The sequence below is a fragment of the Pseudomonas sp. SMN5 genome (genome assembly GCF_052041925.1).
Classification (GTDB): Bacteria; Pseudomonadota; Gammaproteobacteria; order Pseudomonadales; family Pseudomonadaceae; genus Aquipseudomonas.
Genome location: NZ_JBKGGX010000003.1, coordinates 52,906 through 77,802, shown reverse-complemented (window position 1 = coordinate 77,802; position 24,897 = coordinate 52,906). Strand labels below are relative to the sequence as shown.

Sequence of the window (24,897 nt, the reverse complement as noted above, 5' to 3'; positions counted from 1 at the left end):
GCAAGGCAAACAGCATGCATAACCCCTGCGCCGTGATCCCGGTCTACAACCACGAAACCGCCATCTCGGCGGTGGTCCAGGCATTGCTCGCCCGCGACCTGCCTTGTGTGCTGGTGGACGATGCCAGCAGCCCGGCCTGCGCAGCAGTGCTGGAGCGACTGGCCGAAGGCGAGCGGGTGCATCTGGTCCGGCTGGCGGTCAACCAAGGCAAGGGCGGTGCAGTGATGACCGGTCTGCGCGAAGCGGCGCGCCTGGGTTTCAGCCACGCCTTGCAGGTGGATGCCGACGGCCAGCACGACCTGGGTGACGTGAGTACGTTCATCGAGCAGTCCCGCGCCCATCCCGACGCGCTGATCTGCGGCTATCCACGGTACGACGCCAGCGTGCCGAAAGGCCGTCTGTACGCACGCTACCTGACCCACGTCATGGTCTGGATCAACAGCCTGTCCCTGCAAATCCGCGACTCCATGTGCGGCTTCCGGGTCTACCCGCTGCCACCGACCCTGGCGCTGATCGACTCGGCCAATATCGGCAAGCGCATGGATTTCGACTCCGACATCTTGGTGCGCCTGGCCTGGCGCAACCAGCCGATGCGCTGGCTGCACACCCGGGTTCACTACCCTGCCGACGGGGTCTCGCACTTCCGGCTGTTCCACGACAATGTGCTGATTTCCAGCATGCACACCCGGCTGTTCTTCGGCATGCTGGTGCGCTTGCCGCTGATTCTCTGGCGACGGTGGCGAACATGAACGTCGACAAGCAACACTGGGCCGACCGCCAGGAGCGCGGCAGCTTCTGGCTGATGAAACTCACCGCGTTCGCCGCCAGGGTGCTGGGCCGTCGCCTGCTGACACCGGTGCTGTACGGCATCGTCCTGTACTTTTTCATTTTCGGGCGCAGCGCACGCCAGGCCGCCTGGCAATACCAGCAGCGCCTGGCCGACTGGAGCGCCCGTCCCGAGCTGCGCCCGACCCGCTGGCGGGTGTTCGGGCAGTTCATGGCCTTTGCCGATTCGCTGCTCGACAAGCTCGACGTGTGGAACGGCAAGCTGAGCATCGAGCAGATCGAAATCGTCGACACTGCCTTGCTGCGCAATCACTTGCGTGACGCCCGCGGGCAGATGCTGGTGGGCGCCCACCTGGGTAACCTGGAGATGTGCCGGGCCTTGGCCGAGCTGGGTGAAAAAGTCACCATGAACGTGCTGGTGCATACCAAGCACGCCGAGCAGTTCAATCGCCTGTTGGGCGAAGCCGGAGCCACGCACTTGCGGCTGATACAGGTCAGCGAACTGGACCCGGCGGTCATGCTGCAACTGAGCGAGCGCCTGGAGCGCGGCGAGTGGCTGGCGATTGCCGGCGACCGCGTGCCGCTGCATGGGGGGCGCAGCGTGACCGTAGACTTCTTGGGCCATCCGGCCGCGTTCCCCCAAGGCCCCTGGCTGCTGGCCGGCCTGCTGAAATGCCCGGTCAACCTGTTGATGTGTCTCAAGCATGAGGGGCGCTATCGCGTCACCCTCGAACCCTTCGCCGAGGCCGTGGTGTGGAAGCGCAACGACCGCGAGCAAACCATCGCCCACTGGGCCGGCCGCTACGCCGAACGCCTGGCGCAGTTCTGCCTCCAGGGCCCGCAACAGTGGTTCAACTTTTACCCTTTCTGGAAGACCGATGACGATGCCCACTCTTGAGCCGGTAACCTTCGGCGAACGCCCTCTGCGCATCGAAGATGTGCTGGCCCTGGCGAACCGCCAGGCGCCGACCCGCTTGCAGGATGACCCGGCGTTCCGCCAGCGCATCGCCAAGGGTGCGCAGTTCCTCGACTCTTTGCTGGACAAGGAAGGCGTGATCTACGGCGTGACCACCGGCTACGGTGACTCCTGCGTGGTGGCGGTGCCGCTGCACCACGTCGAGGCCTTGCCGCGTCACCTGTACACCTTCCACGGCTGCGGCCTGGGCAAGCTGCTGGACGCCCAGGCCACCCGTGCGGTGCTGGCGGCGCGCTTGCAGTCGCTGTGTCACGGCGTTTCAGGGGTGCGCGTGGAACTGCTGGAACGCCTGCAAGCCTTCCTCGAACACGACATCCTGCCGCTGATTCCCGAAGAAGGCTCGGTGGGCGCCAGCGGTGACCTGACGCCGCTGTCCTACGTTGCCGCGACCTTGTCCGGCGAGCGTGAAGTCATGTTCCGTGGCGAACGCCGCGCAGCCGCCGACGTGCACCGCGAACTGGGCTGGACGCCCTTGGTGCTACGGCCCAAGGAAGCCCTGGCGCTGATGAACGGCACCGCGGTGATGACCGGCCTGGCCTGCCTGGCCTACGCCCGGGCCGATTACCTGCTGCACCTGGCGACCCGCATCACTGCGCTGAACGTGGTCGCCCTGCAAGGCAACCCGGAGCATTTCGACGAACGCCTGTTCGCCGCCAAGCCACACCCGGGGCAGATGCAAGTCGCCGCGTGGCTGCGCGAGGACCTGGCGATCGATGCACCGACCGCGCCGCTGCATCGCCTGCAAGACCGCTATTCCTTGCGCTGCGCTCCCCATGTGCTCGGCGTGCTGGCGGACAGCCTGGCCTGGCTGCGTTCGTTCATCGAAACCGAACTCAACAGCGCCAACGACAACCCGATCATCGACGCCGAGGCCGAGCGGGTCCTGCATGGCGGGCACTTCTACGGCGGGCACATCGCCTTCGCCATGGACAGCCTGAAAAACCTGGTGGCTAACGTCGCCGACCTGCTGGACCGACAACTCGCGCTGCTGGTGGACGAACGCTACAACCACGGCCTGCCGAGCAACCTGTCCGGCGCCAGCGCCGAGCGGGCGATGCTCAACCATGGCTTCAAGGCCGTGCAGATCGGCGCCAGCGCCTGGACCGCCGAAGCCTTGAAAAACACGATGCCGGCCAGCGTGTTCTCGCGCTCCACCGAGTGCCACAACCAAGACAAGGTGAGCATGGGCACCATCGCCGCCCGGGATGCGATTCGCGTATTGGAATTGACCGAACAGGTCGCCGCCGCGACGCTGCTGGCGGCCAACCAGGGCGTGTGGCTGCGCAGCCGCGCCGAAGATGCACGAGCGCTGCCACCGGCCCTGGCTGTCATGCACACGCAACTGGCCGAGGATTTCGCCCCGGTCATCGAGGACCGCGCCCTGGAAGGCGAATTGCGCCTGTGCCTGCAACGCATCGCCGAGCAACACTGGAGGCTGCATGCGTAGCCAGGGCGTGCTGCACGTCGACACGCAGGTGGTGGTGCCATTCTTCGATGTGGATTCGATGAACGTGGTCTGGCACGGCCACTACGTCAAATACCTGGAAGTGGCCCGCTGCGCGCTGCTCGACCTGATCGGCCACAACTACAACGACATGCTCGAATCCGGCCATGCGTGGCCGGTGATCGACCTGCAATTGCGCTACGTACGCAGCGCGGTGTTCGGCCAGACGCTGACCGTGCGCGCCAGCCTGGTGGAGTGGGAAAACCGATTGAAGATCAATTACCTGATCAGCGATGCAGCCACCGGCGAACGCCTGACCCGCGCCAGTTCGGTGCAGGTGGCGGTGGACATCGCCAGCCGCGAAATGCTGCTGGCCTCGCCTCGGGTCTTTGTCGAAGCCGTTGAAAGGAAACTGCCATGAAGCGCTTGTCGGTCTGGCTCTTGCTGTGCTGCCTGGCGCCCTTGGCCCAGGCCTTCGATTTGCAGCAGTTGAGCGATCAACTGGCGCGTCCGGAGGTGATCCACGGCCAGTTCATCCAGGAAAAACACTTGCGCGCCCTGCCCCAGCCGCTGATCAGCAAGGGTCGCTTCGTGCTGGCCAAGCAACACGGCCTGCTCTGGCTACTGCAAACCCCGTTGCAACAGGATTACCGCATCAGCGCCCAGGGCATTGCCCGGCGGGACGGCGACACCTGGCAGATGCTGCCGAACAAAAGCGCCGGCGCCGAACAGAACCGTCTGTTCCTGGCGGTATTGCAGGGCGACAGCAGCGGCCTGCAACGGGATTTCGAGCTGAGCCTTTCAGGCGAGCCACAGCAATGGAAACTCACCCTGACTCCGCGGTCGGTGCTGCTCAAGCAGGTCTTCAACCAGATCAACATCGACGGCGGCGAACTGGTGCAACGCATCGAGCTGCTGGAAACCCAGGGCGACAGCACCGTGCTGCGCATGCAGGACGCCACCAGCGCGCAGCCCTTGAGTGAAGCGGAGCAACATGACTTTACCGAGTGAACGCAGCTTGCCACGGCTGTTCCTGATCCTGCTGCTGGCAGTACTGGCGCTCGCCGGCTGGCAATGGCGTCAGGGCGCGCCGCTGTCGGCCAATCTCATGGAACTGGTGCCGGGCACCTCCCCGGACGCCTTGGAGCTCGTCGCCGAACAACGCATGCAAGAACCGCTCAATCGCGAGGTACTTGTGCTGGTCGGGCACGTCGACCGACAACAGGCCCTCGCCCTGGCGCAAAGCCTCGCCGGGCAATGGCAGGCCAGCGGACTGTTCGACAAGGTCCAGTGGACCTTGCAGGCCGATTTGCCGGCGCTGCGCACGCAACTGCTCAACGGACGGCTGGCGATGCTCTCGGCGACGGACCGTCAGCAACTGATAGAACAACCCCAGGCGTTCATCCAGCAACGGGTCCAGGCGCTGTTCGATCCGTTCAGCGGCTTCAGCCTGGTGCCCAGCCAGGACGATTGGCTGGGCCTGACCGGACGCATCCAGAACAGCCAGCCACAACGCGGCGCGATACAGCTCGACGTGGGCAGCGGGGCGCTGGTCGCCGAGGCCGACGGCAAGCATTGGGTGATGCTGCGGGCCCGCACCCAGGGCAACGCGTTTGACATGAATCTGCCGCTGCAAGTGGCCGCGTTGCTGCAATACAGTCGCGAGCAGGCGAGCCAGGCCCAAGGTCAACTGCTGGCCGCCAGCGGCCTGCTGTACGCCGCCAGCGGCCAGCAACAGGCCTCGCGGGAAATCACCTGGGTCGGCGGCGGCGCGACGGTCGGCATCCTGCTGCTGTTGCTCCTGGCGTTCCGGCGCCTGCGGGTGTGGCTGGCCTTCGTCCCGGTGCTGGTGGGCATGCTGTTCGGTGCGGTGGCGTGCGTGGCGCTGTTCGGTCGCATGCACGTCATGACCCTGGTGCTGGGTTCCAGCCTGATCGGCGTGGCGGTGGATTACCCGCTGCACTATCTGTCCAAGAGCTGGAGCCTCAAACCCTGGCGCAGCTGGCCGGCCCTGCGCCTGACCCTGCCGGGCCTGAGCCTGAGCCTGGTGACCACCTGCATCGGCTACCTCGCCCTGGCCTGGACGCCCTTCCCGGCGCTGACCCAGATCGCGATATTTTCCGCCGCCGGACTCATCGGCGCCTATCTGACGGCTGTCTGCCTGCTGCCGGCGCTGCTCAAGGGCGCGGACCTGCGCCCGGCCCAATGGCCGCTGCGCTTGTGCGAGGGCCTGCTCAAGCTGCGCGAAACCTTGTTGGCGCGGGTGCGCACGCCAGTCCTGCTGGGGCTGTTGCTAGCCTTCTGCGCGGGCGGTCTGTGGCATCTGACCACCAAGAACGACATCCGCCAGTGGATCGGCACGCCCCAACACCTGACCGACGAAGCCCGCGACATTGCGCGCATCACCGGTTTCCAGCCCACCAGTCAGTTCTTCCTGATCCGCGCCGACGACCAGGCCCAACTGCTGGAGCGCCAGACCGCGCTCAACGAGCGCCTGGATCAGTTAGTCGGCCTGGACAAACTCCAGGGTTACCTGTCGCTGAACCAACTGGTCAGCCCGCCGGCCGAGCAGCAGAAAGTCCGGGAAGCCCTGGCCCGGTTGCCGGCGTTCTGGCAACCGCTGCTGGACCTGGGCGTGCCGGTCGCCGCGCTGCAAGCGGAGTTGGCGCAACTGCAAGCCCTGCCGATCGAAGACATCGACGCGGCACTGAGCGGCCCCCTGGCCGAACCGTATCGCACGCTCTGGCTCGGCCCGACCGGACAAGGCGTGGCCGCCACCGTCAGTCTGCAAGGCCTGAATGACGCGGCGCTGCTGCGGGTGCAGGCGGTGGATCTGCCAGGCGTGCAACTGGTGGATCGCCTGGGAGACCTGAACCAGGTGTTCGCCGCCACGCAGGTCAGCGCCGCCGAGCTGAAACTGGCCTCTTGCGTGCTGATCGTACTGGTGCTGATCTGGCCATTCGGGGTCGGCGCAGCCTTGCGCATCGTCGCCCTACCGCTGCTCGCGGCGCTGTGCAGCCTGGCGAGCCTCGGCTGGCTGGGGCAGCCGCTGACCCTGTTCAGCCTGTTCGGCCTGCTGCTGGTGACCGCCATCGGCGTCGACTATGCGATCCTCATGCGCGAACAGATCGGCGGCGCCGCGGTGAGCTTGCTGGGGACCTTCCTGGCGGCGGTCACCACCTGGCTGTCGTTCGGTCTGCTGGCCCTTTCCAGCACGCCGGCGGTGAGTAACTTCGGCCTGTCGGTGAGCCTGGGACTGGCCTTCAGCTTCATGCTGGCGCCGTGGGCCGGGCGTCACGCCCACGAGGCCACCGCGCCGGAGCCCAGGCCATGCTGATCCCGGTTTTCTGGCTGATGGCCCTGGTCTTGTTCGCTGTCGCTACGTTAGTGGGCCGACGCTTCGGACTGATCCCGATTGTCAGCCAGTTGCTGCTGGCGACCTTCGGCCTGCCGCTGCTGATGTATTTCTGGATCGAGCCGGGCTGGCAGCTCAGCGGCGCGCAGCTGGTATCGCCGGTATGGCTGAAGAACCTCTACAGCCTGGCGTTCGCGTTGTTGCTGGGGCACATCCTCAGCGACGTGATCGACCTGCGCCTGGACCGCCAGAGCGTAAAGATCGCGCTGCCCAGCTTCGTCGTTCCGTTCGCCTGCGGCTTGGGAACAGCCTTCTGGCTGTTGCCGCCGCAACCGTGGATCAGCTCCCTGGCGGTGGGCCTGCTGTTCGCAATCACCGCGATCCCGGTGCTGTACCTGTATCTGCGCCATATCGACTACCCGCCCGCCGCCACCCGGCGCCTGGTGCAGACGGCGATCCTGATCGACCTGGCCTGCTGGAGCCTGTTCGGCCTGGCCCAGGGCAGCCTGCACCTGAGCAGCCTGTTGCTGCCGTTGGCCGGCGCCTGCGTGCCGCTGCTGTTGCGGTTGCTCGGCCTGCGTCAGCCGTTGTTGCACAGCGGGATCTTCTTTGCCTTGCTGGTGGTGGCCGAACACTACCGGCTCAATGCACTGATCGTCGGCATCGGCTACCTGCTGTGCATGGCCGCGCTCAAGGTGCCGCTGGTCTTGCCCGTCAATACGGCCTGGATGCAGGGGCTACAGACGTACCTGGCGATCCCGCTGATCCTCACGTTCGGCATCGTCCAGATCAACGTCCACAGCGCCATGAGCAGCCTCGGCTGGGTGCAATGGCTGGCGTTGCTGGGCTTGCCGATTGCCAGCAAACTGCTGGGCAACTGGCTGGGGCTGGGTTGGGCCGGGGCGTCGTTCGCCGGTGCCAGCCGCTGGCGTGAAAGTGTCTTGCTGAACATCCGTGGCTTGAGTGAAATCGTGTTCCTCAATTTGCTCTTGCAACAACAGCTCATCAGCCCGGCGCTGTACTTCACGCTGATGCTGATGGGGCTGATCGCTACATTGCTGCCGGCCCTGGCCGGTTTTCACCGTATGACCTCGATTGCCGTCCCGGCCAGGAGCTCCAATGCCAGAAGTTGAAATGGAAAGTCGCCAGGTCGTCGTGATCGGCGCGGGCCCTTCCGGCGCCATCGCAGCCGCGCTGCTCAAGCGCAAGGGCCACGATGTGCTGGTCATCGAGCGCCAGCATTTCCCACGGTTCTCCATCGGCGAGAGCCTGCTGTCCCATTGCCTGGATTTCGTCGAAGAAGCCGGGATGCTCGACGCGGTGAATGCCGCCGGGTTCCAGCGCAAGAACGGCGCGGCCTTCGCCTGGGGCGAGCGCTACAGCGCCTTCGATTTCGGCGACACTTTCAGCCATGGCAAACCGACCACCTTCCAGGTGCAACGCGCCGATTTCGACAAGCTGCTGGCCGACCAGGCGGCGCTGCAAGGCGTGGAAATCCGTTACGGCCAGGCCATTGCCAGCGCCGACTTCAGCCTCACCCGGCCGCAACTGGGCGTGCAACGTGAAGACGGCAGCCAGTACCGGGTCGAAGCCGACTTCGTGCTCGACGCGAGCGGCTATGGCCGGGTCCTGCCGCGCCTGCTGGACCTGGAGGCGCCGTCGAACTTCCCGGTGCGCCAGGCGGTGTTCACCCATATTGAAGATCGCATCGACGCCCCGACCTTCGATCGCGAAAAAATCCTCATCACCACCCATCCGAGCAAGCGCGACGTCTGGTTCTGGACCATCCCGTTCAGCGGCGGGCGCTGCTCGGTGGGCGTGGTCGCGGCAGCGGAACATTTCGCCGGTCGCACCGACGACCTCGATGCCTGCCTGCGCGGCTTCATCGACGAGACCCCGAGCCTGGCCGGCGTGTTGCAGAACGCCGTGTGGGACACCCCGGCGCGGACCATCGGCGGTTACTCGGCCAATGTCAAAACCCTGCACGGCCCGGGCTTCGCCCTGCTGGGCAACGCCGCGGAATTTCTCGACCCGGTGTTCTCGTCTGGCGTGACCATCGCCATGCGCTCGGCGAGCATGGCCGCCGATGTGCTGCATCGTCAGTTGCAAGGTGAAGCCGTGGATTGGCAGAGCGAATTCGCCGAGCCACTCAAGCGCGGCGTCGATACCTTCCGCTGCTACGTCGAAGGCTGGTACGCCGGCACCTTCCAGGACGTGATTTTCTACACCGAAGGCTCGGCCGACATCCGCCGCATGATCAGCTCGATCCTGGCCGGCTATGCCTGGGATGAGCGCAATCCGTTCGTCAGCGAACCCAAGCGCCGCCTGCGCATGCTTTCGGAAATCTGCGCGAGTGACGCTTCATGAGCTACCTGAGCGACAACTACGTCGAGGAGACGCGCTTCGGCTTCTGGTTCCTGCGTAGCCACACCTGGCAGCATCATGTGTTGCGGGTCGCGATCAACGACCTGCGCGGGCTGTTCAGCCAACCGCTGCCGGCCAATCCAGTGTTGCTGGATGCCGGTTGCGGCCAGGGCAAATCGTTCCAGTACCTGCGACAGGTGTTCGCACCACAGCGTTTGATTGGCGTCGATGCCGATCCCCATAGCCTGGACTTGAGCGCCGAGGAAGCGGCGCGCCAGGGCATGGCCGTGGAACTGATCGGCAGCGACTGCGCGCAATTGCCGGTGCCCGATGCCAGCGTCGACCTGGTGTTCTGCCACCAGACGTTCCATCACCTGGTGGAGCAGGAAAAGGCCCTCGCCGAGTTCTATCGAGTACTCAAGCCCGGCGGCTATCTGATGTTCGCCGAGTCCACCGAGGCCTACATCGACACTTGGGTGATCCGCTGGCTGTTCCGCCATCCGATGCACGTGCAGAAAAGCGCCGCGCAGTACCTGGCGATGATTCGCGAACAAGGCTTCCAGTTCGAGGCCGGCAACGTGTCCTACCCATACCTGTGGTGGAGCCGTGCCAGGGATTTCGGTCTGTTGGAGCGTTTTGGCCTGCGTCGGCCCAAGCCGTTCGGCGAGCGCGAGGAGACCCTGGTCAACGTGGTGGCCCGCAAACCCATGGAAGGGGCCGCTGGATGATGCGCGCCCTGCTTATTGTCGGCCTGTTGCTGCTCAGCGCCTGCGCCAGCCACGCACCGTTGCCTGAGCGCACGCCAACGCTTGCCTTGCCCCTGCAACTGCACATCGAACGGCAGTTGGCCGGCCAGCGTCAGGACTGGTTACTGGTGATCCAGTACGAAGACACCGGGATCCGCTGGTCGATGATGGACCCGCTGGGCATTCCCGTGGCCCGCCAGCGCCTGGTCGAGGGCCAATGGCAAGCCGACGGGTTGCTGCCGCCGAATGCCGAGGCGCGGGAGTTGTTCGCCGCGCTGTTGTTCGCCCTCACGCCCGAAGCCGAACTGGCGGGCAACTACCCCACCGCGCGCCAGCGGGCGTCGCAACGGAGCCTCGATGCCCGTTGGCAGGTGACCTACCAGCGACCGCTGGTCTTCCAACTGAGCCTGCCCCAAGGCCCGCACTACCGCATCACGCCGTTGACCGAGAGCGCCCCATGACCGCCTACCTGAACGCCCTTGGATTGATCTGCGCCCTGGGCCGCGACAAACGCAGCGTGGCACGCAACCTGTTTGCCGGCGATGGCTCGGGCCTGCGCCTCGAAGAAGGTTGGGTTGCCGACCGGGCCTTGCCGGTGGCCTCGGTGAGCGGTGAACTGGCGCCCATCCCCCAAGCCCTGGCGATGCAGCGCAGCCGCAATAACCAGCTGCTACTGGAAGCGGGTTTGCAGATCCGCGCCGAAATCGACCATGCCATCCAGGCCTACGGTCGCACCCGCATCGGCATCGTGCTGGGCACCAGCACGTCGGGTATCGACGAAGCCAGCCATGGCATCGCCCATTACCTGCGCGAACAGCACTTTCCCGAGGGCTACGACTACCAGCAACAGGAGCTCAGCGCGCCGGCCAATTTTCTGTCCGACTGGCTCGGCTTGAGCGGGCCGTCCTATGTGATCTCGACCGCCTGCACCTCCAGCGCCCGCGCCCTGATGAGCGCCCGCCGCCTGCTGGACCTGGGCCTGTGCGATGCCGTGCTGTGCGGTGGAGTGGACAGCCTGTGCAAACTGACCCTCAACGGCTTCTGCGCACTGGAAGCGGTGTCGAATGAACGGTGCAACCCGTTTTCGGTGAACCGCAGCGGCATCAACATCGGCGAGGCAGCTGTGCTGTTCCTGATGAGCAAGACCCCCGGCGCTGGCGCCCCGATTGCCTTGCTGGGGGACGGCGCCAGCTCCGATGCGCATCATATTTCCGCCCCCGAGCCCACTGGACGCGGCGCCCGCCAGGCGATGGAAAAGGCCTTGCGTTGCGCCGGCCTCGAGCCGGGCCAGATCGACTACCTGAACCTGCACGGCACCGCCACGCAACACAACGACGCCATGGAAAGCCTGGCGGTGGCCGAGTTATTCCCGGCCGGCGTGCCCTGCTCCTCGACCAAACCCTTGACCGGCCACACCCTCGGCGCCGCCGGAGCGCTGGAAGCGGCGTTCTGCTGGCTGGCCCTGAGCACCGAGAACGCCGCCCAGGCGTTGCCGCCGCACATCTGGGACGGCCAGGCCGATCCAACGCTGCCGGCATTGGATTGGACCAGCGCCGCGACCCGCTTGAAACCGAACCTGCCACGTCGCCTGATGAGCAACTCCTTCGCCTTCGGCGGCAATAACGTCAGCCTGATTATCGGAGACGCCCCATGATTGACTGGCCGCTCGCCGAGTTGCTGCCCCACGCAGGCGACATGATCCTGATCGACCGGATCCTGTCGTTCGATGACGAACAGATCCATACCCACGCCACCGTCCGGCCCGGTGGCCTGTTCAACCGCGACGACGGCGCCCTGCCGGCCTGGGTCGGCATCGAGCTGATGGCCCAAAGTGTCGCGGCATTCGCCGGTTGCCATGCACGCCGGCGCGGCGACGCCGTGGAGTTGGGCTTCCTGCTCGGCACCCGTAAGTTCGAATGCAATGTCGAATGTTTTCCAGTCGGCACCGAGCTGACCATCCACGGCGTGCGCTCACTGGAAGACGACAACGGCATGGGTGTGTTCGAATGCCATATCCAGGCCCCCGGCATCCACGCCACGGCGCGGCTGAACGTGTTCCGTCCGCCCCAGGCCGCCCACTATCTTTCTGAACCGTCCGCAACAGGAAACACGCCATGACTGAATCCATCCTGGTCACCGGCTCCAGCCGTGGCATCGGCCGCGCCATCGCCCTGCGCCTGGCCCAGGCCGGGCATGACATCGTGCTGCACTGTCGCAGTGGCCGTGCCGAGGCCGAAACCGTCCAGGCCGAGATCCAGGCCCTGGGGCGCAATGCACGGGTGCTGCAATTCGACGTTTCCGACCGCGCGGCCTGCAAGGCGATCCTTGAGGCGGATGTCGAGACCTACGGCGCCTATTACGGCGTCGTGCTCAACGCCGGCCTGACCCGCGACGGCGCCTTCCCTGCCTTGAGCGAAGATGACTGGGACACGGTGATGCGCACCAACCTCGACGGTTTCTACAACGTGCTGCACCCGGTGATGATGCCGATGATCCGTCGCCGCGCCGCCGGACGGATCGTCTGCATCACCTCGGTCTCGGGGCTGATCGGCAATCGCGGCCAGGTCAACTACAGTGCTTCGAAGGCCGGCCTGATCGGCGCGGCCAAGGCGTTGGCAATCGAGCTGGGCAAGCGCAAGATCACCGTCAACTGCGTCGCGCCAGGGCTGATCGACACCGCCATGCTCGATGAAAACGTACCTGTGGAAGAACTGATGAAGATGATCCCCGCCCAGCGCATGGGCACCCCGGAAGAGGTCGCCGGCGCGGTGAACTTCCTGATGTCCGCCGAAGCCGGCTACATCACCCGGCAGGTACTGGCCGTCAACGGAGGCCTGTGCTGATGAAGCGCGTCGTCGTCACCGGCATGGCCGGCATCACTTCCATCGGCAGCGACTGGGACACCATCGCTGGCAACTTCGCCGCCAACCGCAGCGGTATCCGGCGCATGGATGAGTGGGATCGCTTCTCTGAGCTGAACACCCGCCTGGCCGGGCCTGTGGATGATTTCCAGGTCCCGGCCCACTGGACACGCAAGCAACTGCGCAGCATGGGCCGGGTTTCGCGGATGGCGGTGGCCGCGGCGGAACAGGCCCTGGCCGATGCCGGCCTGCTGGGCGACGAGTCGATCAAGGACGGGCGCATGGGTGTGTCCTGCGGCTCATCCACCGGCAGCACCGACGAGATCAAGGCCTTTGGCAACATGCTGCTCAACAGCGTGGCCGAGGGGCTCAACGCCAACTCCTATGTGCGGATGATGCCTCACACCACGGCGGCCAATATCAGTATTTTCTTCGGCCTCACCGGGCGGATGATTCCTACGTCCAGCGCCTGCACCAGCGGCAGCCACGGCATCGGCTATGCCTACGAGGCGATCAAGTTCGGCCGCCTGCCACTGATGCTCGCCGGTGGCGCGGAGGAACTGTGCCCGACCGAAGCGATGGTCTTCGACGCGCTCTACGCCACCAGCCTGAAAAACGATGCGCCGCAAACCAGTCCGCGTCCCTATGACAAAAGCCGCGATGGCCTGGTGATCGGCGAAGGCGCCGGCATGCTGGTCCTTGAAGAGCTGGAACACGCTCTGGCCCGCGGCGCACGGATTCATGCCGAGATCGTCGGCTTCGGCAGCAACGCCGACGGCCAGCACGCCACCCGTCCGGAGCTGACCACCATGCGCCGGGCCATGGAACTGGCCCTGGAAGACGCGGGCCTGGCGCCTTCCGCCATCGGCTACGTCAACGGCCACGGCACCGCCACCGAACAGGGCGACATTGCCGAAACCCTCGCCACCAGCAGCCTGTTTGGCGAGCACATGCCCATCAGCTCGCAGAAGAGCTTCCTCGGTCACACCCTGGGGGCTTGCGGGGCGCTGGAATCCTGGTTCAGCATCGAAATGATGAACCGTGACCGCTACGTGCACACTTTCAATCTCGATGAAGTCGATCCCGAGTGCGGCAAGCTCGACTACTTGCGCCACGAGTTCCGCTCGATGAGCAACGAATACGTGATGAACAACAACTTCGCCTTCGGTGGGGTCAACACTTCGTTGATCTTCCGTCGCTGGCGCTGAAGCCAATCCAACCCCGCTACCCCGTCAAGGAGACCCAAATGTCGTTGAAGAAAATCGCCGTGACCGCCGCCCTGTTGCTCGGCACCCTGCCGAGCCTCAGCCAGGCCCGTGATACCGCGCTGTTCCTGCCTTTCGACAAAGTGGTCGCCGAAGCCATCCGCACCGGCAAGATCGACGGCAGCGTGAAGTTCTACTTGGCCGGCAACAAACCGGCCGGCAACGTCACCGTGATCAGCCCCGGCGCGGTGACCAACAAGAAGACCAACGCCTTCAACAAGTCCGACGAAGTGGCCTGTGAATGGGTCCTGCAATCGGCCCTGATCAGCCTGCACCAGGCCGCCAAGAATGCCGGCGCCAATGCCGTCACCAACATCGTCAGCTTCTACAAGAGCAATGAGCGCAAGGACCCCACCACCTACGAATGCCACGCCGGGGCAATCATGGCCGGGGTTGCGTTGAAAGGGGATCTGGCGAAGGTGCAGTAAAACCCTTCCTGCCTGCTGAAAATCCAAATGTGGGAGCGGGCTTGCTCGCGAAAGGGCCGTCACATCCGACAATGATTCAAGCTGCCCCCCCATTCGCGAGCAAGCCCGCCCCCACATTGGTTTCGAGGTGTACTCAGGATCCACATACACCACCTCCCCCTGTGGGAGCGAGCCTGCTCCGGGCGGCGATCCGACGATAGCGGCACCACAGCAGTCAAGTCCTCCCCGATCACCCTCCCACCGCTACATGCGGTATCTATGTACCGCCCTGCCGCCGACCCGTTTCCATAACTTGTCTCTTCCCAAGGATTTCTCAGGAAGAGCCCATGTCAGCACCCCACTCACAGCCAGCCGATAGCACTACTGACCCAAGCGCCCCGCTGATCGACCAGTTGAAGGCTTCACAGCACCAGATGATTGGTCTGACCGAGGCCACGCCAGGCTTCTCGGACGTGGTGGCGCAACACCTGCGTGATGAACTCGGCAAAGCATTCCCCAGCCTGCCCGCCAGCGTCACCGCCCGGCAAGTATGGGTGTGCAGGTTGCAATCAACCGACGAGGACGCACCCGAGCACGCCGCGATGCAAACCCTGTCGCTCGACAGCCTGTTCTGGCAGGTCATCGCCGGCAGGTTGAACGCCCGGGAGTACTTCAGCGAGCTGGACAACATCGACGTCGTCCTCGACCAGAGCAATGCCGCGTCGACGTCTCCGATCCTGAACCAGCGCAAGGTGAAGGAAGCCATCGAACGGCTGGTCAGCATCACACCGACAGAGGTCGACCAGTGGCTGGCGCAGGCGCTGGATAGCTTCTGGGACGAACCGATCGAAGCCCGTCAGGGCAGCAGCATCAGCCATTGGCTGGCCGAGGAATTCGGCTCGCAACTCAAGGCCCAGGCGGACCTCCACAGGCTCGACGGCAGGCTGACCCAGACGATGTACAAGGCGCTGACGGAGGGCCTGCTACGGGCGCCGGACGCGAACGCTCGCGCTCGGCTGGAAGAGCACCGGCGACCGGGGGTCTACGGCCTGAGCCTGGCCCCGCAACGATGGGCTTTCGAGGTGCCGTTACCGGGCGTCCTGGCACTGACCCAGCATGACAATGCCGTCGATCCGGGCGGCGCACTGTTGTACCGACCGGGCGAGCCGTTGCAGGTGTATGAAAGCCTCAGCGAACTCAAGGCCAGCCTGAAAGGCGACGCCAGTCCCGAGGATGAAGTCGAAGCCGCACCGATCACCGAAAGTTTCCTCATCCGTCTGGTCACGGACTTACGGACCCTTCAGAAAAACGCCGTGAGCCGAGTCTTGCTTGACGGACCAGCGGAAACGGAGGACATCACCGCCTGGGTGAGCCGGCTGGATGCGGCGGCGAACCTGAGAGATCGGCTGGACCTGGCGGGCGTTATGGATGAACGCGAGTTGCGACTGAACCTGAGACAGCTCGACACCTGGCTGCACCAGAACCCGGACGTGGTTGGACCCGATCGCGTGGCGTGGTGGCGGGCGACCCAGGCATTCCAGCAAATCGCCATCGATACGCCTCCGATACCCGACCCGGTAGAGCTGGCGACCCCCGATGCCCTCCGGGCCCGGACTCGTACGCTGTTGGCCGGGTTCATCCGTGAGCGCTATGCGCCAGTCGACCCCGAAGACGTGTCTCTGAATATCAGGAGACAGTTGATTGATCCGCACTCGCCTACCGGTGGCTCACCGTTTGGCTCGGGCATTTCCCAAGGCAGCGTCATAGGCATCACCGACGACCGTCGCTCCCTGACAGACTGGGCGATGTCCAACCTCACGCAGCAAGAGCGCAATGCCGCACAGCCCATCGTCGAAGGACCGCTGAGCTTTGCGCAGATTATCGACGTCATCGAAAGAGCCGATATCGGCACCCGGCTGCCGACCGAGCTGCAAGAGGCCGCCCGGCCGGCACAGGCGCAATGGACGGCCGTGAAAGCCCGGCAGATGCGAGCCCAGGTGTGGGCGGCTCACATCGGCGGCGATTTGCGGCACGACCGCGATAACACCGGGTTGAAACTGGTGCTGGCGGCGCTGGACAGCCCTGCGGCGGCGGGGCGCGAAAAGGTTGGCGGCCACGAGGTGGTGGTCCGCCAGTTGCGCTGGGGCGATAGCGTGTTGAAAGAAATATTGGCGTTCGGGGTCAGGTCGGTGGCGAGCCGTCCCTCGCTGACGCTATACACGCCTGGGGCGCCGGACGGCAAGGTATTCCGGGACGTCGACGCGAGCAGTGCTCGAACGTTGGAAAACACCCTGGCACAAGCGTTGACCGCGACGACGCCAATGACTCGATGGCTGATTTCGCAGCTACCGCTGCTCGAGCAAGCCAGGCAGCTCGCCAGCCTGGTGCCGGGTGCGCAAAACCTGACGCTGGAGCAGAAACTCAAGCAAGTCACGCAGTCGGTCTTCACCTGGACAAAAGACCGGGCGCAGGAGGATTTCGCCAGGAACATCGCTTCGCCCATCGTGGAAACGAACCTGTTCAACGCGCTGTATGAAACCCAGGTTTCCCACGCGGTCAAGACAGCGCAAATGTTGACGGTTAGCAATGCCGAGCGCGACAGCACAACCGCCCGGGAAGGGCGTCGCAACGGTGTCATGCTGTTGACCGGGGCCATGTCGATGTTCCCGGCAGGCCGGCTGGGCGGCATATTGGGACGTGCGATCCTGCCCACCATGGCGGGCGGTGCGGCAGTCTCGGCGATAGAGGATGAGGGCGGCAACTTGCGCCAGTGGGCTGCTGACTTTATCGGCGGGTTGGCAGAGGTCATCGCCGAGGCCGGGCAGGACTTGATCATGGCTCGCGCCGGACGCCGCCGAAACCAGGCTCGCCCGGCACTTTCGTCATTGCCACGCATCCCGGACCCGGATCTGGCGCCCTTCGTGCTCCGGGGGTTCGATGGTCATGGCTTGATACCCGAGGGCCGCCATCGGTACAGGGACGCAAGTGGCCAGGGCTATCTGACCCTGGGCAAGGACTACTACAAGACGGCTGTCCAGGCCGGTGAACAGATCATTTATGCACCGGACAATCGCTCGAACCAGCGAACGGTCGTCTGGGAAAATGATGGCTGGCGAGTCGAAGAGCGCCACCGGCTGCGCGGGGGCGGCGCGCTCCAGAGCCTGCTCGGTGGGGCTCCAGAAACCCCACGACAACAAACCTGCAATGCCTTGCTGGAAGGCGTGCTGGTCCTGAATCGCAGCCCATCTCCCGAAGCGTTGAACACTGCCAGGGACATTTTTTACTCCATGCCTGAAGCGCTTGCCGAACGCATACTTCGCGAAAGCATGAGCGATATCGGTGCAGTCGACATCAATGCCTATCGCGCCAAGATAAGGGCCCTGAATCAGGGGCAAGGCAATCTGTCCGGGCATAAAGTCTTCCACGTAAAACTGCTGGACAAGATGAATACCTGGAGCATTGTCGTTATCAGCAGTAAAGACATCGAAGCAAACGTAGCCAACATAGCCCTGAGCGACACTCAGAAAATAAAGATATACGACACGATACTTTCCCATCAGAACATGTTCTTCACCGAAGACAGGATCAAGGTAAACACTACGGTCATCACCGATAACATTACCGGCGCGGTATTCATGGCGTTCACTTCGAAAGGCAGCCGAAAAAAGGCCGCCATCGACAAGATTGCCAATGACACCCGGTCAATGCTGGACGTCGTAGAAGCCAGAATGACCGCCAGAGCCCAGGAGCTTTATCCCGGAGACGGGCCGGACGACCTGGCCGCTCGACAGAAATACATCGACTCGGAGGGCTACTACAATGAGCTGATTGCCGAGCTCAGGCAGGAGAAACAGCGCAGGCACAAACCCGGATTACTGACGGAGATCAGGAATAATCGAGTGCCTTATATCATTGCCAATAAAGGGACCAGACAGCGCAACGTGATGTTGCTGACCGGAGAAGAGATTACTCGGTTCAGCAGCACCCTTGCCAATTACGAACCGTTCGATATCGACATCGTTACGCAGGCCCAAACCCATAAAGTAACAGGGGCCCAGCCACAGACCGCCTTGCCGGTTCTACCGCCCGCCGTAGCGACACCGGACAAGTTCACCGTCGACACCAGCCCACTGGCTGAAGCGCAGATGTCCTATGCAAACTTCCCTGAGGCAGCCAAAACGAAAGTACGGGAAATCATGGAAGACATCCGCGCCGGCAGGGCCACCACCAAGAGAATCAATCGCTATTACTGGTACGACATGGCCCAACTGGCCGCTGGCAGTGGCCGAAGCGCATGGCGCGCCGCGTTCGAACGCAAGGGTGATACCTGGATACTGCAGGGGTTCTATGATTACCACGTCAACCGATCGGCGACTGTCTGGGAGGGTTAGACACACGAAAACTACGAAGGGCGCCTTCTGGCGCCCTGCGCATTCATCCGACACGATGTCCTTGCATTCAGGGGTTTGTGGTCAGCAATTCCACAAACGCCTTCGCCATCGGCGAACGCTGGTCCTTGCGCAACACCAGCCACACCGCCGACACCGCCGCCGGGTCGAGCAGGGGGCGGTAGACCACGCCGTCGATGCGCATGCGCTGGTAGGACGCCGGCAGCACCGAGACGCCCAGCCCTGCCGCGACCAGGCCAATGATGGTCATCGCCTCGCCGGCCTCTTGGGCGAAGTGCGGGCTGAAGCCGGCGTCACGGGCGAGGCTCAGGAGTTGGGCATAAAGGCCGCTACCGTAGCTGCGGGGGAAAAATACGAACGGTTCTTCGGCCAGGGCCGAGAGGAACAGGCCCGCGTCGTTGCCCTGGGCCAGGGGATGTTTGGCGCTGAGCACGGCCACCAGGGGTTCGCGGCTCAGTTCGATTTCCTGCAACGCGTCGGGCAGTGGCAACGGGCGCATGATGCCCACCTCGATCGTGTCGTCCAGCAGCGCGTCGGCCACTTGGGTGCTGCTCATCTCCCGCAAGTTCAAGTGCACGGCCGGGAAGCGCTGGCGAAAGGCAAAGATCGCCTGGGGGATGGTGGAGTTGAAAGGCGCCGAAGAGGTGAAGCCGATTTTCAGCTCACCCAGTTCACCCAGTTGGGCACGCCGGGCCACATCGGCGGCCTTGTCGACCTGGGCCAGGACCCGTCGCGCCTCGTCCAGGAACAGTCGTCCAGCCTCGCTCAGTTCGACCCGACGATTGGTGCGCTCGAATAACCGCGCGCCGATTTCCTGCTCCAGCGCCTGGATCTGCTGGCTCAACGGCGGTTGGGAGATGCCCAGCGCCAAGGCGGCGCGGCCGAAGTGCAGTTCCTCGGCGACGGCAATGAAGTAACGCAGGTGACGCAATTCCATGAGGCAATCCAATAGGTCGTCTAACGTCTTAAATAGGTCGAACAATATATTGGAAAGAAATATTAGCCGGCTATATGCTTTTTTCACTGCCTGCTGATCGTGCTCTTGCGAGGTCCACCGTGAAAACTGCTGTCGCTCCACTGGCTCATGAAATCCCGTCTCGAGTGCAGGATGAAGTTGGCGCCGAACTGCAGGACACCTACATCGAGAAAGGTACGCCGATGTTCATGCGCACGGTGCTGGCGCTGTTCTGCGGTGGCTTCGCGACCTTCGCCCTGCTCTATTGCGTACAGCCGATGATGCCGTTGCTATCCCGGGAGTTCTCGATCAACGCCGCGCAGAGCAGCCTGATCCTGTCGGTGGCAACCGGCCTGCTTGCGGTCGGCCTGCTGGTCACCGGGCCGGTTTCCGACCGCATCGGTCGCAAGCCGGTAATGGTCGCGGCGCTGTTCGCCGCCGCGCTGTGCACACTGGCCAGTGCGATGATGCCGACCTGGCACGGGGTATTGCTGCTACGGGCGTTGGTGGGGTTGTCATTGAGCGGGCTGGCAGCTGTGGCGATGACCTACCTGAGCGAAGAGATCCACCCGCGGCACATTGGCCTGGCGATGGGGCTGTATATCGCCGGGAACGCCATCGGCGGCATGTGTGGGCGCTTGATTGCAGGGGTCTTGATCGATTTCGTCAGCTGGCACACGGCGATGCTGGTCATTGGCGGCCTCGCGCTGATCGCGGCGGCGGTGTTCTGGAGAGTTCTGCCGGAGTCGCGCAACTTCCGGCCTCGCTCGCTGCACCCGCGCAACTTGCTTGACGGTTTCATCATGCACTTTCGCGACGCCGGGCTGCCGCTGCTGTTTCTCGAGGCGTTCGTGTTGATGGGCGCGTTCGTGACGCTGTTCAACTACATCGGCTACCGGTTGCTGGCCGAGCCTTATCACTTGGATCAGGCCTACGTCGGATTGCTCTCGGTGGTGTACCTGTCGGGCATCTACAGCTCAGCGAAAGTCGGCGCCCTGGCGGACAAACTGGGCCGGCGCAAAATGCTCTGGGCAACCATCGCGTTGATGCTGGCCGGCCTCGCACTGACCATGGCCACGCCGCTGGTGCTGGTGATCCTCGGCATGCTGGTCTTCACCTTCGGCTTCTTCGGCGCCCACTCGGTCGCCAGTAGCTGGATCGGCCGTCGCGCCCTCAGGGCCAAGGGCCAGGCTTCATCGCTTTATCTGTTCAGCTACTACGCCGGATCGAGCATCGCCGGTACGGCAGGCGGCGTGGCCTGGCACCTGGGAGGCTGGAACGGCGTCGGACTGTTCATCGGTGGTTTGCTGGTAGTGGCGTTGTGGGTGGCGGTGAAACTGGCGAAGTTGCCGTTGTTGCCAGGTAATGCTCCGGTTTGAATCACAGAGGCGCCGCGACAAACACCTCCATCCGGAGTCAACATGCGATCCCGTGGCGAGGGAGCTTGCTCCCGCTGGGCTACGCAGTAGCCCCTTCAACGAGGGCCGCTTCGCGTCCCAGCGGGAGCAAGCTCCCTCGCCACGGGTTGTCCGTTTAGCACGCGCAGATGGAAAGGCGTCAATTGACCTGTCGCCACTCCACTCGCGCATCCAGCACGCCCTCTCGCGCCTGCAAGGTCAGGGACTGCAATACCGCCCCTTCCCGCTCATGCTGATCCAACCAGTCGAGCAACCTGGCGGCATCACCACTCACCGCCAGTCGCAACGAATCGCCGTCACGCTCCATCTCGGCTATTTCCAACCCCGCCGCTGCCGCACTGTCGTTGACCCGTACCGACAACGAGCGTGCGACAACACGGGTGTCCCGGGCCGGTTCGGCGCGCTGGATCCTGGCGCTCAGCTCAGCCTGTTGACGATAATGTCGCTCGGCAACTTCCAGCCGCTGTCGAATCGGCTGCCAGATCGAGGTGTAACCCACCACGATCAACAACGACACAGCAAGGCCCAGCAACAGTCGTTGCTCACGGGGTGAAACCTTCTCCCAGGCCTGTTTCCACTGTTTGAAATCCATCAACTGTTCTCCAGCGTCAGGGTCGCCTGCACCCGGTTGTCCTGTTTGCTGGCGCTGCCTAACGTCACGGGCAAACCGTGTTGCAGCCCGCGCTCACGTAGCTGTTCGAGCTCGATGAAGCTGCTGGCGGTCAGCTGGATTTTCCAGCCCTCATCTTCGCGAAAATCAATACGCTGCACCTCGACATCGCTGGCGCCAATCACTTGCTCCGTCAATCGGACCAACCGTGCGACCTGGGTTTGCTGGCGTGGCCGTCGCGGGTTCTGCAAGGCCTGGAACTGCGCTGCCAGGTCGACGATGCGTTCCTGTTCGGGATACAGCGTCCGGAATCGCTGTTCGCTTTGCGCGTACAGGCGCCGGGTTTCGCCTTCCATGAACCGTACCCGGACCTCGCCAGCCACCCAGGTCAGCAACACCAGTCCCAGTGCCACGCCTGCCATGGTCCGCCACGGCAGGCGTCGGTGCCGACGCTGAAATTCCCCCTGCAACAGGTCGATGGGGTGCCCGCGCGAGCTCAATAACCACTCATCGATACCCTGGCGATCCCGCTCCTCGTCCAGCCAGTGAATATCCTCTGGCAGGCCGGATTTGAGCGCGGCCAGGGTCCGGACCGACAGCGCCACCGGGGCCGGCAACGCGCCCCCCAATAGCCAACGGCCGAACCAGCGCACACCGAACGCCTTGTCCTCGGGCAGCAGGTCGGCATCGACATGCACCGCCCGCACATCGATGCCCTGCTCGGCGAACAGTGTCAGCAGCGCCTGGAACCGGGCTCGCTGAATCACCCGCACCGGATAGCATTGCTGACGGTCCCGGGGGCCGACACTGATGTGCAGAGCCTCCAGGTTTTCACTCAGTTGCTCTTCGATAGCGAATGCCAGCGCCTGGGCCCGAGGCTTGCGCCGCGAAGGCCAGGGATCGCTGCGCAGGCCGCTGCACATTTCCATCGGCAACAGCACATCGACGGCCCGCCCGCTCAATTCGTGCGCCGCTTCGTGCAGGGGCAGGCAGCGGCGTTCGCCGGTGGGCGACCAGACACAGCAGAGCCAGTTGGCAGAGGGCGCAGCCAGGCCTTCGGCTGTGAGGTAAAGCCAGGTTTTCATCAGGGAAGCTCACTGGGACAGGAAGGTAGAAAACGCCGCTGGCGAACGGTCCAGCGTCCGCTGACGGAGTCGCGCTCGATGTCGGAGGCCAGGTGCAGGCGGCTGTCGGCGTGGGTCACACTCACCGTGATGCGAAACCACCGGCTGCTCACGCCCAGGCCATGGCTCGCCAGCCCCAGGCCAGACAGCAACGGGTCGTTGGTGAACGCCTGCACGCTGGCGTACGGACTGTGGCGACGCTGCCTGACCAGCGCCTGGGCCTGCTCGGCCTCCATGCCCTCCAGGGTCATCAGCACCAGCTGCGGTGCGGTGTTGATATTCAGCCGTGCATCTTTGGGCAGCAGCGCCACCCATGGCTCCAGGCGGCGCAACGTCTGCGCATCGACACCCGGCAACAGGCGCAGTTGACTCAACTCATGCACCACCCCGACCTGGGGCAAGGACAACGCGGGCAGTTCCAGCAGCTCCAGCAACCGTGCCCAGCGACCCAGCGTGACTCGGTCGATTTGTCCTTGGGTCAGCAACGCGTTGAGGTTCAGGCGTCCCGACAGATCCTCGATGTCGATATGCAGCTCAGCGTCTGCCAGGTCGAGTGCGGGCTTGAGGAGTGCCCAGTCCTGGCTCAGGTCAACCGGACCGGTCGGGGTCAGCGCACTGCCTTGCAACACCGCCAGCGCCCAGGCCTCGCCGGCCAGCCCCAATTGCCGCGACTCGATCTGTTGCAACTGCCGGGCGCTGCTGTGCAGCAACAACCGATGACTGCGCAACATGCCGCCCACCAGCAGTAACGCCAGGCTCAGCACCAGCAGCACGCTGATCAGCGCCACGCCGCGTTGCCGGTTCATGGCGACGCCCCTGGCAACAGCAGCACCCGGCGGACCTGTTCGAAGCGCCCCGCCGACACGGTCAACTCCAGCGCCAGCGGCGAAGTATCCCGGGCGTTCACGCTCTGCCAGCCGCGTTGCGAATCGTACAAGCGCCAGCTCAGATCACGCACCTCGTCGAGCAACTTCTGCTGCTGCACGACGACGCTGCCTTCCCCCTGACTTTCACGCCACAACGCGCCGCCTTCGAGCCGATAGCTGACCGTCTGCCGCTCGCTGCGCGGCTGGTCCAGCGGGTTGCGCCAGTGGCTACGCTGCAATTGCAGGTGGCCGGACGCCAATTTGATGGAGCCGGCAACCGCCTGCCACGCATCCCGCTCGATCACCCCGACGGCACGCTGCAAGGCTCGGATGTCCCGTTCGTGCTGAGCACTGCCCTGCTGGGTCCGCACGACGCCATCGAACAGGCGCCAACTGGCCAGGCCAAGCAGGGCAAAAATGCTGATCGCGATGACCAGCTCCAACAAGGTGAAACCCGATTGTCTATTCATGTCGATGACCGATCCATCCTGTGGTGCAGTGTACGACTGTCGGGCTGCCGGCACGGCTGACCCGGATCTCGACCTGGAGCAGGTGCGGGTCGCGGGACGGGGCGATACGCTGTTGCACGGTCCAGTCCCGGCGATCCAGGCGCCGGGTCAGTTGCTGTTGCCCTGGAGGCGTCGCAGCTTGCAGGCGCAGTTCGCTCAATTGGTTATCGGCCAGCCAGGCACCGAACAGGCGATCCTCGAGGCTCACGCTTTGCTTGAGCACGAATTGGCCAGCCGAGAGCACCGCCGCCGCCAGCGTGGCGAAAATCGCCAGGGCAATCATGACCTCCAGCAGGGTGAAGCCTCGGCTACCTGCGGCCAGCCTGCGTGCGTCATTCATCGATCGACGGCTCCGCCAGACCATCACTCGACACCCGGACGAACGCCTGGCCAGCGACCTTGATCGACAACCGGAACGGGCTGATCTCGTCACTGCTGAGCATCAGCAATTGCGGTGCGCCTTGCCCGTCATCAAGGGCCACCCCATGACCGTCCAGTTCCAGCCCCAGCGTCAGGTCACCGGGCAGACGCTGAAGGTTCGCCACCGCTGTCCAACCCTCGGCCTCGAAGCGCAACGCCTGATAGCCGCGAGGCTGCAAGCGCACACCGTATTCCTGGGCATCGAGCACCGCCCGTTCGCGCAGCGCTTGCACCACCTGGATAAAGTCCTGGGCCTGCTGCCGGGCCTCACGTCCTGGACTCGGACCCATGGCGAGGCTGACCATGCCCGCCAATACACCCATCAGGACAATGACAACCATCAGCTCCAGCAACGTGAAACCCCGGCAACGCCTGCCCATGT

24 protein-coding genes are annotated in these 24,897 nt (G+C 64.2%); 17 read left to right on the top strand and 7 right to left on the bottom strand.

From position 1 onward, the window contains the following. The first annotated feature begins 14 nt into the window (after positions 1-14). The 16 genes from ACLEJR_RS03765 to ACLEJR_RS03690 all read left to right on the top strand — a co-directional run bounded on the left by ACLEJR_RS03765 (position 15) and on the right by ACLEJR_RS03690 (position 18,595). The gene (locus ACLEJR_RS03765) at positions 15-749 is read left to right on the top strand and encodes a glycosyltransferase family 2 protein (RefSeq protein WP_440812220.1); all 735 of its coding nucleotides are present in this window, start codon (positions 15-17) and stop codon (positions 747-749) included. Further along, the gene (locus ACLEJR_RS03760; protein ID WP_440796966.1) at positions 746-1,684 is read left to right on the top strand and encodes an LpxL/LpxP family acyltransferase; all 939 of its coding nucleotides are present in this window, start codon (positions 746-748) and stop codon (positions 1,682-1,684) included. The genes ACLEJR_RS03765 and ACLEJR_RS03760 overlap by 4 nt, the downstream gene beginning before the upstream one ends. Beyond that, positions 1,665-3,209: an HAL/PAL/TAL family ammonia-lyase gene (locus tag ACLEJR_RS03755; protein WP_440812218.1), complete on the top strand. Its 1,545-nt coding sequence runs from the start codon at positions 1,665-1,667 to the stop codon at positions 3,207-3,209. The genes ACLEJR_RS03760 and ACLEJR_RS03755 overlap by 20 nt, the downstream gene beginning before the upstream one ends. Then, the gene (locus tag ACLEJR_RS03750) at positions 3,202-3,627 is read left to right on the top strand and encodes an acyl-CoA thioesterase (protein WP_440796962.1); all 426 of its coding nucleotides are present in this window, start codon (positions 3,202-3,204) and stop codon (positions 3,625-3,627) included. Before ACLEJR_RS03755 ends, ACLEJR_RS03750 begins: the two co-directional genes overlap by 8 nt. After that, a complete protein-coding gene (locus tag ACLEJR_RS03745; protein WP_440796960.1) occupies positions 3,624-4,217 on the top strand; it encodes an outer membrane lipoprotein carrier protein LolA in 594 nt (197 codons plus the stop codon). The genes ACLEJR_RS03750 and ACLEJR_RS03745 overlap by 4 nt, the downstream gene beginning before the upstream one ends. Continuing rightward, positions 4,201-6,543: an MMPL family transporter gene (locus tag ACLEJR_RS03740; protein WP_440812215.1), complete on the top strand. Its 2,343-nt coding sequence runs from the start codon at positions 4,201-4,203 to the stop codon at positions 6,541-6,543. Before ACLEJR_RS03745 ends, ACLEJR_RS03740 begins: the two co-directional genes overlap by 17 nt. Next, positions 6,537-7,694 carry a sodium:proton antiporter gene (locus ACLEJR_RS03735; RefSeq protein WP_440812214.1) on the top strand — a complete coding sequence of 386 codons (1,158 nt, stop codon included), beginning with the start codon at positions 6,537-6,539 and terminating at the stop codon, positions 7,692-7,694. Before ACLEJR_RS03740 ends, ACLEJR_RS03735 begins: the two co-directional genes overlap by 7 nt. Then, a complete protein-coding gene (locus tag ACLEJR_RS03730) occupies positions 7,681-8,928 on the top strand; it encodes an NAD(P)/FAD-dependent oxidoreductase (RefSeq protein WP_440812212.1) in 1,248 nt (415 codons plus the stop codon). Before ACLEJR_RS03735 ends, ACLEJR_RS03730 begins: the two co-directional genes overlap by 14 nt. Further along, positions 8,925-9,653: a class I SAM-dependent methyltransferase gene (locus tag ACLEJR_RS03725; RefSeq protein ID WP_440812210.1), complete on the top strand. Its 729-nt coding sequence runs from the start codon at positions 8,925-8,927 to the stop codon at positions 9,651-9,653. Before ACLEJR_RS03730 ends, ACLEJR_RS03725 begins: the two co-directional genes overlap by 4 nt. Further along, the gene (locus ACLEJR_RS03720) at positions 9,650-10,132 is read left to right on the top strand and encodes a hypothetical protein (protein WP_440812207.1); all 483 of its coding nucleotides are present in this window, start codon (positions 9,650-9,652) and stop codon (positions 10,130-10,132) included. Before ACLEJR_RS03725 ends, ACLEJR_RS03720 begins: the two co-directional genes overlap by 4 nt. Next, positions 10,129-11,325, top strand: a complete 1,197-nt coding sequence (locus ACLEJR_RS03715; RefSeq protein ID WP_440812204.1) for a beta-ketoacyl-[acyl-carrier-protein] synthase family protein — start codon at positions 10,129-10,131, stop codon at positions 11,323-11,325. The genes ACLEJR_RS03720 and ACLEJR_RS03715 overlap by 4 nt, the downstream gene beginning before the upstream one ends. Beyond that, positions 11,322-11,789, top strand: coding sequence for an ApeP family dehydratase (locus ACLEJR_RS03710; protein ID WP_440796946.1), 468 nt, complete (start codon positions 11,322-11,324; stop codon positions 11,787-11,789). The genes ACLEJR_RS03715 and ACLEJR_RS03710 overlap by 4 nt, the downstream gene beginning before the upstream one ends. After that, positions 11,786-12,514, top strand: a complete 729-nt coding sequence (gene fabG, locus ACLEJR_RS03705) for a 3-oxoacyl-ACP reductase FabG (protein ID WP_440796944.1) — start codon at positions 11,786-11,788, stop codon at positions 12,512-12,514. Before ACLEJR_RS03710 ends, fabG begins: the two co-directional genes overlap by 4 nt. Next, positions 12,514-13,740, top strand: a complete 1,227-nt coding sequence (locus ACLEJR_RS03700; protein WP_440812202.1) for a beta-ketoacyl-ACP synthase — start codon at positions 12,514-12,516, stop codon at positions 13,738-13,740. Before fabG ends, ACLEJR_RS03700 begins: the two co-directional genes overlap by 1 nt. A 38-nt stretch (positions 13,741-13,778) precedes the next feature. Next, a complete protein-coding gene (locus ACLEJR_RS03695; protein WP_245143469.1) occupies positions 13,779-14,225 on the top strand; it encodes an excinuclease in 447 nt (148 codons plus the stop codon). A 326-nt stretch (positions 14,226-14,551) separates the two neighbouring features. Further along, positions 14,552-18,595, top strand: coding sequence for a dermonecrotic toxin domain-containing protein (locus ACLEJR_RS03690; protein WP_440812198.1), 4,044 nt, complete (start codon positions 14,552-14,554; stop codon positions 18,593-18,595). 67 nt (positions 18,596-18,662) lie between these two features. Here ACLEJR_RS03690 and ACLEJR_RS03685 read toward each other — a convergent pair whose 3' ends face one another. Then, complete coding sequence (locus tag ACLEJR_RS03685; RefSeq protein WP_440812196.1) at positions 18,663-19,550, bottom strand: LysR substrate-binding domain-containing protein; 888 nt, start codon at positions 19,548-19,550, stop codon at positions 18,663-18,665. 140 nt (positions 19,551-19,690) lie between these two features. On the opposite strand from ACLEJR_RS03685, the gene ACLEJR_RS03680 reads away from it, so the two are divergent. After that, positions 19,691-20,947: an MFS transporter gene (locus ACLEJR_RS03680; RefSeq protein ID WP_440812500.1), complete on the top strand. Its 1,257-nt coding sequence runs from the start codon at positions 19,691-19,693 to the stop codon at positions 20,945-20,947. 178 nt (positions 20,948-21,125) lie between these two features. Here ACLEJR_RS03680 and gspM read toward each other — a convergent pair whose 3' ends face one another. The 6 genes from gspM to gspH are packed head-to-tail and all read right to left on the bottom strand — an operon-like array spanning position 21,126 to position 24,895. Beyond that, positions 21,126-21,578 (bottom strand): type II secretion system protein GspM, encoded by a 453-nt coding sequence (gene gspM / locus ACLEJR_RS03675; protein ID WP_440812194.1) that lies wholly within the window; start codon positions 21,576-21,578, stop codon positions 21,126-21,128. Next, the gene (gene gspL, locus ACLEJR_RS03670) at positions 21,578-22,681 is read right to left on the bottom strand and encodes a type II secretion system protein GspL (protein ID WP_440812193.1); all 1,104 of its coding nucleotides are present in this window, start codon (positions 22,679-22,681) and stop codon (positions 21,578-21,580) included. The genes gspM and gspL overlap by 1 nt, the downstream gene beginning before the upstream one ends. Next, positions 22,681-23,526, bottom strand: coding sequence for a type II secretion system protein GspK (locus ACLEJR_RS03665; RefSeq protein ID WP_440812192.1), 846 nt, complete (start codon positions 23,524-23,526; stop codon positions 22,681-22,683). Before ACLEJR_RS03665 ends, gspL begins: the two co-directional genes overlap by 1 nt. Then, positions 23,523-24,056: a type II secretion system protein GspJ gene (locus tag ACLEJR_RS03660; RefSeq protein WP_440812189.1), complete on the bottom strand. Its 534-nt coding sequence runs from the start codon at positions 24,054-24,056 to the stop codon at positions 23,523-23,525. The genes ACLEJR_RS03665 and ACLEJR_RS03660 overlap by 4 nt, the downstream gene beginning before the upstream one ends. Next, positions 24,049-24,435, bottom strand: a complete 387-nt coding sequence (gene gspI, locus ACLEJR_RS03655) for a type II secretion system minor pseudopilin GspI (RefSeq protein ID WP_440812187.1) — start codon at positions 24,433-24,435, stop codon at positions 24,049-24,051. The genes ACLEJR_RS03660 and gspI overlap by 8 nt, the downstream gene beginning before the upstream one ends. After that, positions 24,428-24,895 carry a type II secretion system minor pseudopilin GspH gene (gspH, locus tag ACLEJR_RS03650; RefSeq protein WP_440812185.1) on the bottom strand — a complete coding sequence of 156 codons (468 nt, stop codon included), beginning with the start codon at positions 24,893-24,895 and terminating at the stop codon, positions 24,428-24,430. Before gspH ends, gspI begins: the two co-directional genes overlap by 8 nt. Between the last annotated feature and the right edge of the window lie 2 nt (positions 24,896-24,897).